Origin of the sequence: Salinimonas iocasae (genome assembly GCF_006228385.1) — a bacterium.
Taxonomy (GTDB): domain Bacteria; phylum Pseudomonadota; class Gammaproteobacteria; order Enterobacterales; family Alteromonadaceae; genus Alteromonas; species Alteromonas iocasae.
Genome location: NZ_CP039852.1, coordinates 1,676,672 through 1,691,956 on the forward strand (window position 1 = coordinate 1,676,672; position 15,285 = coordinate 1,691,956).

At 46.9% G+C, this 15,285-nt stretch carries 10 protein-coding genes; 6 read left to right on the forward strand and 4 right to left on the reverse strand.

From position 1 onward, the window contains the following. Positions 1-96: 96 nt before the first annotated feature. Positions 97-525 (forward strand): type II toxin-antitoxin system RatA family toxin, encoded by a 429-nt coding sequence (locus FBQ74_RS07345; protein ID WP_139756057.1) that lies wholly within the window; start codon positions 97-99, stop codon positions 523-525. After that, on the forward strand, positions 525-872 hold the full coding sequence (locus tag FBQ74_RS07350) for an RnfH family protein (protein WP_139756058.1): 348 nt from the start codon (positions 525-527) through the stop codon (positions 870-872). Before FBQ74_RS07345 ends, FBQ74_RS07350 begins: the two co-directional genes overlap by 1 nt. Before the next feature lies 1 nt (position 873). On the opposite strand, the gene FBQ74_RS07355 is transcribed toward FBQ74_RS07350, so the two are convergent. After that, positions 874-1,353 (reverse strand): MarR family winged helix-turn-helix transcriptional regulator, encoded by a 480-nt coding sequence (locus FBQ74_RS07355; RefSeq protein WP_139756059.1) that lies wholly within the window; start codon positions 1,351-1,353, stop codon positions 874-876. A 30-nt stretch (positions 1,354-1,383) separates the two neighbouring features. Next, the gene (locus FBQ74_RS07360; protein ID WP_139756060.1) at positions 1,384-3,351 is read right to left on the reverse strand and encodes a BCCT family transporter; all 1,968 of its coding nucleotides are present in this window, start codon (positions 3,349-3,351) and stop codon (positions 1,384-1,386) included. Between the two features lie 307 nt (positions 3,352-3,658). Here FBQ74_RS07360 and FBQ74_RS07365 point away from each other — a divergent pair, with 307 nt between their 5' ends. Continuing rightward, positions 3,659-6,349 carry a TonB-dependent receptor gene (locus tag FBQ74_RS07365; RefSeq protein WP_139756061.1) on the forward strand — a complete coding sequence of 897 codons (2,691 nt, stop codon included), beginning with the start codon at positions 3,659-3,661 and terminating at the stop codon, positions 6,347-6,349. A 76-nt stretch (positions 6,350-6,425) separates the two neighbouring features. Then, positions 6,426-8,387 (forward strand): tetratricopeptide repeat-containing sulfotransferase family protein, encoded by a 1,962-nt coding sequence (locus FBQ74_RS07370; RefSeq protein WP_139756062.1) that lies wholly within the window; start codon positions 6,426-6,428, stop codon positions 8,385-8,387. Here FBQ74_RS07370 and ppsR read toward each other — a convergent pair. Next, positions 8,384-9,196: a posphoenolpyruvate synthetase regulatory kinase/phosphorylase PpsR gene (ppsR, locus tag FBQ74_RS07375; protein ID WP_139756063.1), complete on the reverse strand. Its 813-nt coding sequence runs from the start codon at positions 9,194-9,196 to the stop codon at positions 8,384-8,386. The genes FBQ74_RS07370 and ppsR overlap by 4 nt on opposite strands. A gap of 188 nt (positions 9,197-9,384) precedes the next feature. Between ppsR and ppsA the strand changes: the two genes are divergently transcribed. Further along, the gene (ppsA, locus tag FBQ74_RS07380; protein WP_139756064.1) at positions 9,385-11,757 is read left to right on the forward strand and encodes a phosphoenolpyruvate synthase; all 2,373 of its coding nucleotides are present in this window, start codon (positions 9,385-9,387) and stop codon (positions 11,755-11,757) included. Between the two features lie 89 nt (positions 11,758-11,846). Here the strand turns inward: ppsA and FBQ74_RS07385 are convergent, their stop codons facing one another. Further along, complete coding sequence (locus FBQ74_RS07385) at positions 11,847-12,062, reverse strand: PGPGW domain-containing protein (RefSeq protein ID WP_139756065.1); 216 nt, start codon at positions 12,060-12,062, stop codon at positions 11,847-11,849. A 184-nt stretch (positions 12,063-12,246) separates the two neighbouring features. On the opposite strand from FBQ74_RS07385, the gene ydiJ reads away from it, so the two are divergent. Then, positions 12,247-15,285, forward strand: coding sequence for a D-2-hydroxyglutarate dehydrogenase YdiJ (gene ydiJ / locus FBQ74_RS07390; protein WP_139756066.1), 3,039 nt, complete (start codon positions 12,247-12,249; stop codon positions 15,283-15,285).

A 15,285-nucleotide genomic window follows, 5' to 3' on the forward strand; every position in this document is an offset into this window, starting at 1 on the left:
GAAAACGGCTTTTTTAAGGTGTCGCTAAACGGTAGGTAAGCCAAATATCTCGTGATAAACTAATGCCATACGATCAATGTTGTTAGTGAACTTTTAATGCCGATTATTCAACGAAGCGCACTGGTAAATTACAGTGCTGAAGCGATGTATGACTTAGTCAATGATGTGGATGCCTATCCGCAGTTTTTACCTGGCTGCAAGGACAGTAAAGTTCTGGCGCGTGAATCAGATATGATGAAAGCATCATTGCTTGTGGCGAAGGCGGGTGTCAGACAGTGGTTTACGACTAAAAATACACTGGAGCCGGCCCGACACATTCATATGCAATTGATAGACGGGCCGTTCAAGCGCCTGACTGGTGGGTGGACATTTTCTGCGCTGTCAGACGAAGCCTGCAAAATCGAATTAAATCTTGAATTTGAATTCACCAGCAAGCTAACTGAATTGGCGTTTGGTAAAATTTTTAACGCGCTGGCTGCCAGTATGGTTAAGGCATTTACTGAGCGCGCCAAGCAGGTTTACTGATGGCCAGAATACTCAATACCGAGGTCGCGTTTGCGCTGCCTGATCGTCAGTCCATTATCGAGGTGGCTATTGGTGAGGGCGCAACGGTACGCGAGGTGATTGAAGCATCTAAAATTGTACAGATTTACCCTGAAATCGACCTGGATAAATATAAGGTTGGAATATGGAGCAGGGTGGTGAAGCTGGATGTTTCTGTATCAGACGGTGACAGAATTGAAATTTACCGGCCGTTAATTGCTGATCCGAAAGAAGTTCGTAAGCGGCGTGCTGAAAAGGCCAAGGAAGAAGGTAGGGCTGACAAGGTCACCGGTGGGCGACCCAATCAGCTGAAGTCAAAAGATAAATAATCTATAAATGCTTATCTGAAATACTGCCCACCTCAAGAAATGGTGAGGCATCAATCTTTTCTGCATCCATCATGGTAGCGATACGTTGCATTGTTGCTACCATCTGACTCTGTTCCCACTCCTTTAACTGATTAAAACGCTCAATGAAGTGTTCCTGCAACGGACGGGGTGCATGCTCCAGTGAGTCATACCCTTTGTCGGTCAGGTGAACACTCACCTTGCGCTTATCCTTAGTGCTGCGTATACGCTTAGCTAATCCCCGGGTCTCAAGCCTGTCCAGAATATTAGTAATAGTGGCGGGACTCAGATTAATACTATCTGCAATTTCCCGCACCATTACACCAGGATTGGCTTCAATATTCTGCATGACCATAAGCTGTGGGCCGGTCAGGCCCACATCTTTGCTAAGTTGTTTGCTTCGCAAATCAACCGCCCGGATAACGCGCCGAAGTGCTACCAATAATTCTTCTTCTTTACGCATGCACTTTTCCTAATCGCTCCTTATTGAGTGTTACATCAAGTGAAGGAAATGCTGATGTTTATGATAATGGTCAACAATATCGTTGATTATTGCCAGTTTAGACCAGCCCATTATATCATAATTTTGACCACCTTCTCCCAAGTGCACTTCTGCACGGCAATAGGTTTGCTCTTTAGGCTTGGCTGCTGCTTCCTCTGAAGGCAGAAACTCAGGCTGATCTTCATGAGTCAGGTAAACAGCATAAATAAAATCAGTTTTGCCGGTCATATGCACAGTCATGCGTAATGCATCATCTTTATCCAGCAATTCCACATCAAATCCCTGCGCGGTAAACTCTTCTTTCACTTCGCGGAGGGCTGGTTCGATAACTTTTTGCATAAAACGGCGCACTGTTTTTTCATCAGGGAAGCTGATGATATTTTCAAGCCGCTCCTGCCAGTTACGATCGGCACCAACCGTAGGTGGTTGCATTGCGGTAATTTGCAAACTTTCCCGCTTGTAGCCATCAAGGCGTAATGCTTTTAATAAGCCATACATTGCAACGAGCAAGATGATGGAAAAGGGTAGTGCTGAAATGATAGTCATCGTTTGCAACGCACTAAGCCCGCCGGCATAAAGCAATATAGATGCAACTACGCCAACGCCAATTGCCCAGTAAATACGCTGCCATAGCGGCGTATCGTTTCGGCCATGTGAGCACAACATATCTACGACCATAGCGCCGGAGTCACAACTGGTCACAAAAAAGATAATAATCATCAATACCGCTAAAACACTAAGCACGGACGACATCGGGAAGTTTTCGAGGAACACGAATAAGGCCACCGATTCATCCTGATCAACCATGGTAGCAAGATTGGTTAACCCCTCACTGAAGACCAGGTCAATGGCTGTATTACCGAAGATGGTCATCCATAGCAATGTAAACAGCGTGGGGATGAGTAACACACCAAAGATAAATTCACGGATGGTGCGGCCGTACGAAACCCGCGCAATAAATAAGCCTACAAATGGCGCCCATGCAAGCCACCAACCCCAGTAGAAGATTGTCCAACCACCGATCCAGTCGGTTTTCTCATAAGCAAAAAGATTCAGCGTATTTCGCACAATATCTGAAAGGTATGCGCCTGTGTTCTGCAGATAGGCTTGTAACAGAAATACTGTAGGACCGAGAACAAAAATAAACACCAGGAGTAGCAATGCCAGAACCATATTCGTCTCAGACAAGCGGCGGATGCCTTTTTCAAGGCCGGTTGCTACTGAGACAATAGCCATAAGTACCACGAACGCCATGATACCAATTTGCACTTCGTTGTTATTTGGCAGGCCGAATACATAATTCAGACCAGCATTAATTTGCGCGGCGCCCAGACCCAACGATGTTGATACACCGAAAATTGTAGAGGTTACCGCAAAGATATCGACTAAATCGCCTGGCCATCCATAAATTTTATCGCCAATTAACGGATGTAAAGCAGAACGTAGTGTCAAAGGCAGGTTATGTCGAAACGCGAAGTATCCTAGAACAAGTGCGACAATGGCGTAAATACCCCATGCATGTACGCCCCAGTGGAAGAAGGTCGTCTTCATCGCCTCGCGGACGGCTGCAGTCGTTCCAGGTTCTGCAGAAGGCGGGTTCTGAAAATGCATGATTGGCTCTGCAACGCCGAAAAACATAAGTCCAATACCCATGCCGGCCGCAAACAACATTGAAATCCATGTAGGCATGGAAAATTCAGGCTTCGCATGGTCGGGCCCTAAGCGCAACTCCCCAAATCGTGATACACCCAGGAAGACAACAAAAATTAGTATCAATGCGACCGTCATTATGTAAAACCAACTGCCGTTGGTGACGATACTATCCTGTGCATCCTGGAATATCTTGCCTGCTCGATCTGGGCCTGAGGCGGCGAAGACCATTAGCACGAATATCACTAGAGAGGATGAGATAAAGACTCTTTTATTTAGTGGGCTGTCATTAGTGTCGTCACTGCTCACTTCTATATCCTTCTTTTGGTTAGCTTTTCAGCAAAAAAGCTTTGGGTGAACGTAAATACGACGCAATATACGTTATGGTGCATTCAAATTAAACTTTTGTCTTAATCGTTAGAGTTCTATTTGATTTTTTACGTTAAATAAGGCCAAATGGTAGGAATTACAGTAAAAGATCAGCCAATGGTGGTTAAAACTACCAGAAAAACAATAATAAATTTTGCTGGCAACAAGGACGCTGTATTCACTCTAACGATTTTTTTCGTTAGAGCAATATCTAAAAATCAACGCTAAAACAGGAAACACACTAGCCATGAAAAAATCACAGCTAAGCTGCGCCATCCTGGCCGCGTTAGCCTCTACGCCAGTACTGGCACAGGAAGAGAGCGCTAATGCAAAAATTGAAACTATCGAAGTCACCGCGACTAAGCGGACAGAATCAATCCAGGATGTTCCCGTTGCCGTTACCGCATTAAATGGTGAGGCACTGGAAAACCGTGGTATCGATAGCTTCCAGGATTATGTCGAGTTCCTGCCAAATGTGACTTTCCAGGGTACGGGCCCGGGTCAGAACGAAATATATATCCGTGGTGCGGCAACCACGCAATCAAATATCATGCTGTCGTCTGTTCAGGCGCTGCAGCCTTCCGTAGCTTTTTACCTGGATGAACAACCGGTATCAATGGCCGGCCGAAATTTGGATATTTACGCTACTGATATCAGCCGAATCGAAGTATTGCCAGGGCCACAGGGTACATTGTTTGGTGCCAGCTCACAGGCTGGTACTGTACGAATGATTACCAACAAGCCTGATCATAGCGGCTTCTCAGCGGGTGTGGATACGAACATCGGCTTTACCAAAGGTGGCGAGATGAGTAATGCCGTTGAGGCATTCTTCAACATGACACTGACTGACAAGCTGGCGGTCCGCGTTGCGGCTTATAATGATCGCCAGGGCGGTTGGATTGATAACGTACTAAATGATCCTGGCAACGGGGGCTATATTGGTAGCGCGCAGGTCATCAGCCGTATTTCTGGCGGCGTATTATCTGATCCTGCAGCGATGGATGCTAACCGGGTAAATAGTGATGGTGTTAGCTCTACTGACGCGTCTGTCGTTTCGCCGAAGAATGACTCACTGGTTGAGGAAGATTTCAATGATGCAATTTATTCGGGTGCCCGTGTAGGCCTTTCTTATATCTTTAATGACCGCTGGGATTTGCTGATTCAGCACACACAGCAGACATTGGATACAGAAGGTGTTTTTTCTTACGACCCGAATCTTGAAGGTGAAAGCTCGACAAATCGTTTTCAACCTGAAGAAAATAAAGACGAATTTGGTTTGACAACCTGGACGCTTGAAGGCCGTTTAGACAAACTGGATATGGTATACACCGGTGGCTATTTGGATCGCGAAATCGACACGCTGGCTGACTATACAGGCTACACCAACGGTGGTTTGTTCTCGGCATATTATGTGTGTAACTACGATGGTGGCGACACGATTGCAGCAGAAGACGAGCGTTGTCTTGATCCTACTAAGTTCTATCGTGAAGACACCACTACTACACGCTCTACGCACGAGCTGCGTTTCAACACCACGATGAATACGCCATGGCAAGTAACGGCTGGTCTGTTTTATGATGACCAGGAAGTGGCGACAATCGGTCAGTTCAAGATACCGAACACAGAGCTATATCCAGATATGGAGCGTACACTTGTAGGTAACGAGGGTATCAACTCTGATGGCGGTCCTTTCCCTTCAGAAGTCGGCTTCGTTAATGACATCACACACACTATTGAGCAAATCGCGGTATTTGGTCAGTTTGAGTATGAATTGACTGAATCACTTACTGCCAGTGTTGGTGCCCGTTGGTATCAAATTGATGATGAATATAAAGGCTCGACAACTACCGTAGATGTATCTCGTCGGGTTAAAGCGTTCGGAAGTCAAAACCCTGACGAACTGGCTGCGGTTGGTGAAGATCCTGAAGCTGTACTAGCTGCAATTGAAAGCGGCCAGTTGATTGTAGATGATTTAGACAGTGATGGCGTCCTTACTGTAGATGACACTATCTTTAAGTTCGCCCTGGACTGGAAAGTAAATGATGACGTACTGCTGTTTGCCAACTATTCAGAAGGTTTCCGTCCTCCGGTGACTAACCGTGTTGGTGGTGGATTGGCGTCTAGTCAAACGGGCCGCTTTGAGAACTTCCGAATCCCAGTTTATTCAACTACAGATACGTTGGATAACTATGAGCTGGGCATGAAGGGTGACTTTCTTGACGGTATTTTACGTGTGAACGCAACCGCTTATTACTCTGAAATAACTGACTTGCAGACGTCACGTTTCGACCCTACTAACATCTCGTTCCTGGTATTTACAGACAACGTGGGTGATGCGGAAATCAAAGGTATTGATGCAGATATCACGTGGCTGGCAACTGATGATTTGGTTATCAACGCTGCATTTAGTGTGCTCGATACAGAACTGGTTCGCATTAATGAGGAACTTCAGGGCATCTCGGCAGGCGTAGGTGCTGAACTGCCATACTCGGCAGATTTCTCAGGTAACATTAATGCGCGCTACTTCTTTGAAATGGAAGAAGGCCGTCGCGGTTATGTTAATGGTTCTGTAAGCTATACCGGTGATCGTATCGCAGGTATGACAATGGATGCTTATGTGGTTGAAGATGCCACACAGCTTATCTATGGCACAGGCTCTGGTCTTGAAATTCAAGACGAAGCTGCGGTTTATGAAGGTGTGACCTATTCAGACCGTAACGGTGAAACATTCCGTGGTGGCCGTTATGTGCAGGAATCATACTTCCTGGCCAACGTTGCTGTTGGTGTAACCAATGATGAATGGAAAGCTGAACTTTATGTTGATAACGTATTCGACGAAAGCGCCATTTTGAATATAGATACACAACAGTTTACACCAAAGGTTGTCACTAACCGCCCACGCACGGTCGGTGTGCGAGTATCTTACGATTTCTACTAAAACTGGTAGAGTAATGAAACGTAAAACGGCAGCCTGAAGGTTGCCGTTTTTTTCTGTGTTACAAAAAAGACCCGATATGCACCAAAACGATATATCACTGCAAATTAAGCAGGCTATCCAGGCATCAGATTTTGATCGCGCTATCGACCTTGCCGAAGAGCAGGTTAATAGCGTACCTACAGAGAAAAAAGCTGAGTATCTTTATTTGAAAGCCGTTGCCCAGCGACTGTCGAAGAATGCCCAAATGGCCACAAAAACCCTCGACCAGCTGTTAGAGTTAAAGCCAGATCATGGTAGAGGCTACCAGGAGCAGGGTTATTGTTTTATAGCGATGTCTTTGCCGGATAAGGCGGCCGCTTCATTTTACCAGGCTACACGGTTTAACCCTGCTTTGCTGACAAGCTGGCAACAGCTACAGCAGTATTACGCGCAAAGTAATAATACTGCCGCGCTGAAGATTGCCAGTGAACAGTGTCGTTTTCTACAGCAATTGGACAGACCATTGTCAGGGGCGATGGATCTTATGTACGAAGGACAATTGCACAAAGCAGAGCAGGTTTGTCGGCAATATCTGCAAAAAAATAAGCATCACTGTGAAGCGATGATGCTGTTAGCAGAGATTGGCATCAGGCTGAAAGCGTATCACGACGCAGAATTTCTTCTTGAGAGTTGCGCTGAGCTCTATCCTGATGAACCCAGAGCGGTACAGGCTTATCAGAGTCTTCTACTTAAACTGGGAAAATTTCCGAAAGCGTTGGAGGTGATACAGAAACAAAAACGTGCTGGTGCCTCTGACCGCAAATTAGATCTTGCACTTGCCAGTGCGCTCGCTGGTGTCGGCGAATCAGAACAGGCGATTTCAACTTATCAGCAAATCTTGTCAGATAAACAGGATCAACCCGGCGTATGGCTTGCCCTTGGTCATGTTTATAAGTCTGCCGGTCAGCTAGAAAAAGCCATTGATGCTTATCACCAGGCAGCCAGATTCAGACCTGAATTTGGTGATGCTTACTGGAGCCTGGCCAATACGAAGACCTACACGTTCAGCGAATCAACCATCGCGACTATGTATGACAATGTCCAGCGGGAAAATACCCATCTGGAAGATCGAATTCACCTGTATTTTGCATTAGGTAAAGCGTATGAGGATAGCGGGAATACTGCATCAGCATTTGCCTGTTATAGCAAAGGTAATCAGCTAAAGTCCCGCACACTTGATTTGGATATCCGGCGGGTAGAACGAGCTATGGTAAGTCAGCAGGAAGCTTGCACGGCATCTTTGTTCAGCGAAACTGTGGGGCATATGGCACCGGACCCGATATTTATTGTCGGATTACCCCGGGCAGGGTCGACGCTGCTGGAACAAATTCTGGCCTCGCACTCCCAGGTTGATGGCACGATGGAGCTACATGATATTCTGGGTATTGCATCACGGATCAGCGGCCAGAAAACGAGCTATCCCTATAACCTTGAAACGCTTACCGATGAACAATGCCGGCAACTGGGCGAGCTTTATATTCGTCAGACCAAGGCTTACCGAAAGGGGGCCCCTTATTTCATTGATAAGATGCCCAATAACTTCATCCATATCGGACTGATAAAGCGAATCTTACCCAATGCAAAAATCATAGATGCACGCCGAGATGCTTTTGCATGTTGCTTCAGCGGCTTTAAACAATTATTCGCCGACGGACAGGAATTTACTTATTCGCTGGAAACGATAGGTCGCTATTATAAGCGTTATGTTTCACTCATGGAGCACTGGCACCAGGTACTGCCCGGGCAAATCCTGACCGTGCAACACGAAGATGTTCTGGATGATTTGGAAGGGCAGGTCAGGCGCATGCTGGATTATCTTGAGTTGCCATTCGAATCAGGCTGTATGAACTATCATAAAACTAAAAGGGCCATAAAAACCCCAAGTTCAGAGCAAGTTCGCCAGCCGATATTTCAGACTGGCAGACATCAGTATAAGCCTTTTATACCTTACCTTGAGCCACTTTTTGAGGCGCTGGGCAAAAAGCCTGAAGACAGTTAATACTTGCGCCGTTGAAGTCCCGTTTCAGCCAGAATCTTCGCCGAGATTTCTTCCACAGAATATTTTGTGCTATTGAGGAACGGGATTTTTTCACGTCTGTACAGGTTTTCAACCTCCCGTAACTCCATGCGACACTGCTGCATAGAGGCGTATTTGCTGTTGGCTCTGCGTTCAGAGCGGATCTGATGTAATCGCTCTGGATGTATGGTCAGACCGAACAGCTTGTCTTTAAAGCGCCTTAATGCAGGGGGCAGCTTTAACATGTCACCCATGTCTTCTTCGGTGAACGGATAATTTGCCGCTTTGATACCGTACTGAAGTGCAAGATAGAGGCTGGTGGGTGTCTTTCCTGAGCGCGACACACCGACCAGAATGATATCCGCATTATGATACTCTTTTAAATTAGAGCCGTCGTCATTTGCCAGGGCGTAATTAACAGCCTCAATACGAATATCGTAAGTTGTTTCGTGAATACTGTGGGTTCGGTGCTTTTCCGGTTTGGAAGGCACGCCCAGAACCTTTTCCAGAGGCGCCACAAACTGGTCCAGAAAATTATAGTTAATTCCTACAGAACGGGAGATAACTTTGCGAACATCTACGTTCACAATTGTATAAAAAACGAGCGGCCTTTCTCCGCTGTCTTGAAAACTTTCAGAAATTTTCTCTAAAACCTTGTAAGCATGTTCCTCAGTTTCAACGAATGGAATGGTCTTATGATTTAATTGCATGGGGAATAAAGACAGTAATGCATGGCCAAACACCTCTGAAGTGATAGCAGTACCGTCGGAAATATAGAATGCTGTGCGCACAACCTGTCCTTTCTTAATGTTGTAATTTATTTACAAGGTCAATAAATATTTTACTTTCAAATTTTGGCCATTCTATGATGGTTCTGTCGAAAAGCCAGTACAAACAATAAATTGAACTGTTGTGCTGGTGCAAGCAATAAGGTCCGACAATGCGGACACCTACATAGACAAAGCTGGAGGCTCAGGCTGTGCAAGAACATGTACTTTGGTATCAAGAATTGGGGATGCAGGATGTGGGTCGCGTGGGCGGCAAAAATGCATCGTTAGGTGAAATGATTTCAAACCTGGCCAATGCCGGCGTTCAGGTACCCGGAGGGTTTGCTACCACAGCTGAGGCATTTAATGAATTCTTACTGCAAAGCGGTCTGGATGAAAGAATTCATAAAGTGCTTGATAGCCTTGATGTAGACGATGTTGATGCGCTTGCAGCAGCCGGTAAAGATATTCGTCAGTGGATCGTGGACACGCCATTCCAGCCAGAATTTGAAAAAGCCATTCAGTCTTCTTTTGAGACGTTGCAGGGTGATGCAGGTAATGAAGCTTCATTTGCGGTTCGTTCCTCAGCGACTGCGGAAGATATGCCAGATGCATCATTTGCTGGTCAGCAGGAAACCTTTTTGAATGTTAAGGGTTACGAGTCAGTACTGGTTGCAATTAAACATGTTTTTGCCTCGTTGTTTAATGACCGGGCCATTTCATACCGGGTCCACCAGGGCTACGACCATAAAGGTGTAGCGCTATCAGCCGGTGTGCAACGGATGGTGCGCAGTGATATTGCCTCATCCGGTGTTATGTTTACTATCGATACAGAGTCAGGCTTTGATGATGTTGTGTTTGTGACCAGTTCAGTTGGTCTGGGCGAGATGGTTGTGCAGGGCGCGGTTAACCCCGATGAATTTTATGTTCATAAGCCAACACTAGAAAGCGGCAAGCCTGCGATTGTTCGCCGCAACCTGGGTAGCAAGCTTACCAAGATGATTTACTCTGATGATGCTGCGCACGGTAAACAGGTTTCCATCGTTGATGTTGAACGTCAGGACAGCATGAAGTTCTCTTTAACTGACGACGAAGTACAGGAACTGGCAAAACAAGCGGTAATCATTGAGCAGCACTATAAACGTCCGATGGATATTGAATGGGCTAAAGATGGTATCGATGGCAAGCTTTATATCGTTCAGGCGCGTCCTGAAACGGTAAAAAGCCGCGAAGACAGCCAGACTATTGAGCGCTATCAGCTTAAGGGACAAAGTAATATTATTGTCGAAGGACGTGCTATCGGTCACAAAATTGGTGCCGGCACTGCCAAGGTACTGGGCTCAATTGAAGAGATGAACAAGATCCAATCAGGGGATGTACTGGTGACAGACATGACCGACCCTGACTGGGAACCTATCATGAAGAAAGCGTCGGCGATCGTGACTAACCGCGGCGGCAGAACCTGTCACGCAGCTATTATCGCGCGTGAACTGGGCATTCCGGCTGTTGTTGGCTGTGGGAATGCCACTGAAATTCTTAAAACCGGTGATGCCGTAACGGTTTCATGTGCCGAAGGTGACACAGGCTATATTTACGGCGCCGAGCTGGAGTTTGATGTCAGCACTTCACGTATCGATTCGATGCCGGATCTTCCGTTAAAAGTCATGATGAATGTGGGTAACCCAGACCGTGCTTTTGATTTTGCTCGTCTACCTAACGAAGGTGTCGGTCTGGCTCGACTGGAATTTATCATTAACCGTATGATTGGCGTGCATCCTAAAGCATTGCTGAACTTTGATTCCCAGCCTGAGGAACTCAAAGAGGAAATTTCTGACATCATTGCCGGATATGATTCTCCTACAGAGTTCTATATTGAGAAACTGGTTGAAGGTATCTCCACTATCGGCGCCGCCTTTTCGCCGAAGAAAGTCATCGTTCGTATGTCTGACTTCAAATCTAATGAGTACTTTAATCTGGTTGGCGGTTACCAGTACGAACCTGATGAAGAAAACCCGATGCTGGGTTTCCGCGGTGCCAGCCGTTATGTGTCTGAAGAGTTCCGTGATTGCTTTGCGCTGGAGTGTGAGGCCATCAAACGTGTACGTAATAAGATGGGTCTGACAAATGTCGAAATCATGATCCCATTCATTCGTACTGTGGAAGAAGGGCAGCAGGTTATTGATTTGCTGGCTGAAGAGGGGCTTAAGCAGGGCGAAAACGGACTACGCGTCATTATGATGTGTGAACTGCCGTCAAACGCACTTCTTGCTGATAAGTTCCTGGATATCTTTGATGGTTTCTCTATTGGTTCCAACGATTTGACTCAGCTTACACTGGGCCTTGATCGGGATTCAGGTCTTATTGCACATCTGTTCGAAGAGCGCAATGAAGCGGTGAAGGCATTACTGTCCATGGCAATACAGACTGCCAAAAAGCGTGGCAAGTACGTGGGTATCTGTGGTCAGGGACCTTCTGACCATGAAGATTTCGCTGCCTGGCTGGTTAAGGAGGGCATCGATTCAGTGTCTCTTAACCCTGATACAGTGGTTGAAACCTGGCTTTACCTTGCTGAAAATCACAAGTAATACGAGCAACAAAAAAGCCGCGAAAGCGGCTTTTTTTACATTTGCATACTGAATAGGCTGTTAGCTAGTTATAAACGTCGCCTGAATAATTAACGAAGCTTTCTGGCGAGCAGCATTGCATCAACTTTACGCGCACTACGACTCATCCCGGTTTGAAAGTATTTGAGCAAAGTCCGTGCTCTGGGCCAGTCGTAGCTGAGCATCAGCAGCCCCCCGAGCACCAGTAAGATAGAACCGGGAAGAAGCGTTAGGATAATGCCAGCGGCAAAGAGTGTAGCGCCAACCGTTAGTCTGAGCGTTTTCATATTATTTTATCCTGCAGTTTTCTGATTTTAATGATAATTAACTGGGTGAATAAATCCATAGCAGGTATGTAAGAAGTTGTAACAGGCGTATTTATTTTTGGTCACGCATGATACGAGATCACGCTAGAGCCGAACGAGCACAACGCGTATACTATTCATCTGTTTGTTGTAAGGAGTCACGCCATTGAAACTGCCACGCATCGCCCCGGAGTCGAGCCCTTCAGAACATTATCAGGCTTATCTGAAGGCACTGTCGGCTTCACGGTTTAACGGTGATATTGAATATAGTTATGCCAGCCGTATGGCAGTTGCTACTGATAATTCCGTTTACCAGAAAATCCCCCAGGCTGTTATTTTTCCTACCAGCGTGGATGACTTAAAATGTGCTGGCGAACTGGCTAATCAGCATAAAGGTGTCACATTTTCTGCCCGTGGCGGTGGCACAGGAACTAATGGCCAAAGCCTCACAGATGGCATAGTGGTGGATTTGTCGCGTCACATGAACCGGATCCTGGAAGTAAATATTGAGCAGGGCTGGGTGCGGGTGCAAACCGGAGTAGTGAAAGATGCGCTCAATGATGCTCTCAGGCCGCACGGCTATTTCTTTTCTCCGGACCTGTCCACCAGTAACAGGGCAACCATCGGCGGCATGATAAATACAGATGCATCAGGGCAGGGGTCGCTCAAGTACGGTAAAACCAGCGACCACGTTCTGGGTTTGACCACGGTTCTGGCAAATGGTGAAACGCTAAATACCACGCCACTTTCCGTAGACGAAGCGCGTAAGCTGGCTAGCGGAAGTGATACTCACGCCAGAGTATTAAGACAGGTACTGGCGACCTGTATCGACATGCGTGAAGCTATTTTAGAAAAATTTCCGCGCATGAATCGCTTCCTGACAGGTTATGATCTTGAGCACGCCTACGATGCGGATAATCAGAATATTGATGTAAGCCGGCTGATTGCCGGTTCTGAAGGTTCGCTGGGCTTTGTGGCTGAAGCGAAGTTGTCTATTACGCCCATCGCCAGCCACACGGCGCTGGTTAATATAAAATACGACAGCTTTGACTCGGCGTTGCGTCATGCCCCCAAAATGATTGAGGCAGATGCGACATCGGTAGAAACGGTCGACAGCAAAGTGCTGAACCTGGCAAAAACTGACATCATCTGGCATTCCATTTCTGACCTTATTACCGATGTTCCTGACAAAACGATGCTGGGTCTCAATATAGTTGAGTACAACAGCACCAGCGTTGACGAAATAAAATCCCGTATCGCTTCTCTTGAGTCTGCGTTAAATGAAGATATTGAGAAGGGGCATAACGGGGTGATTGGCTATCAGTTAACCTACGAGCGCGCAGATATTCAGAAAATTTATGCAATGCGTAAAAAAGCGGTAGGCTTGCTGGGGAAAACAGATGGACCGCAAAAGCCTATTGCCTTTGCTGAAGATACCGCGGTGCCGCCTCAAAATCTTGCGGACTTTATCCGTGAATTTCGTGCACTGCTTGATGAACACGGGCTTCAGTACGGCATGTTCGGACATGTTGATGCAGGCGTTTTACATGTGCGACCTGCACTGGATCTTTGTGATCCCGAGCAGGAAGCGCTGATGCATCAGATTTCCGATGAAGTGGTCGCGCTGGTTTCCAAGCACGGTGGACTGATGTGGGGCGAGCACGGAAAAGGTTTTCGCAGCGAGTACGGGCCGGAATTCTTTGGTGAGAAATTGTTTGCTGAGTTACGTAAAATCAAGCGCGCTTTCGATCCGTTCAACAAAATGAACCCCGGCAAGATTTGTACTCCTCTTGGCAGTAACGATGAGCTTGTCAAAGTCTCCGATACTAAAAGGGCGACATACGACAGAACAATACCTGTCGCGTTCAAGGCCCCGTTCGAGCCTGCCATGAACTGCAACGGTAACGGGTTGTGTTTTAATTACGATACAACCTCACCTATGTGTCCCTCAAGTAAAATCACCCGGGATCGTCGCCATAGTCCCAAAGGCCGAGCCGGCCTGATACGTGAGTGGTTACGACTGCTGGCTGAAAATGGTGTGGATACCAATAAGCTCAGCGCGTCCACGTTCTCCTCGTCCTGGCTGGATAAATGGCGAAACGCTTACCGTCGGGATGACGATTTCTCCCACGAGGTATTTACCGCAATGGAAGGATGTCTGGCCTGTAAATCCTGTACCAGCCAGTGCCCTGTAAATGTGGATGTGCCCGACTTCCGGTCCCGGTTTTTATCTATTTATTATCAGCGTTACGCACGCCCTATGAAGGACCATTTGGTCGCCAATATTGAACGTATGGCGCCACTGATGGCCAAAGCCCCTTCAGTAGTCAACTTTTTCCTGAAGCGCCGCTGGATGAACGGATTGATGCGAAAGACGGTTGGCTATGTTGATACGCCTTTACTTTCAGTGCCGGCACTTTCAGAGCGTCTGCCGGCCTCAGTTCAGACATTCGACATGATGGCACTCCGTGCTATGTCAGCGACTGAAAAATCGAAAAAGGTGTTGATTGTTCAGGATCCTTTCACCAGTTTTTATGATGCTCAGGTGGTTGCTGATTTTGCTGCGCTGGTTACTAAACTTGGCTTTGAGCCGGTACTTTTGCCTTTCAAACCAAATGGTAAACCAGCACATGTGAAAGGCTTTTTAAAAGCGTTTGCAGACACCGCGTGCGACACTGCGCAGTTTTTAAATCAACTTCACGAAATTGATATTCCAATGGTGGGTGTCGATGCCTCACTGGTGCTCTGCTATCGGGATGAATACACTAAAGCCCTGGGCGATAAGCGAGGTGACTTTACCGTTCAGACTGTTCATGAATGGCTCGAAACCCTTCCTGAGGGAACAATTCGTCCGGGCAGGCAGACCAGCACAACACCTCTGGCGTTGTTCAGCCACTGCACAGAGAAAACTGCCATGCCTACCAGCGAGAAAAAATGGCAGGCTATATTTAAGCAGGCCGGCAAAGACGTGGATATTGTTGCAGTGGGGTGTTGCGGAATGGCAGGTACCTATGGTCATGAAGCAAGTCAGAAGGAAAAGTCGTTGGGCATTTACGCAATGTCATGGGAAACCGCTGTAGCCAGATATCCTGAAGAGGCTGTCATGGCGACAGGATATTCCTGCCGCAGTCAGGTTGATCGAATAGACGGATTTAAGCCGGCGCATCCACTGCAAAAGTTACTTGCTGCCGTGGAGGCTCACTAA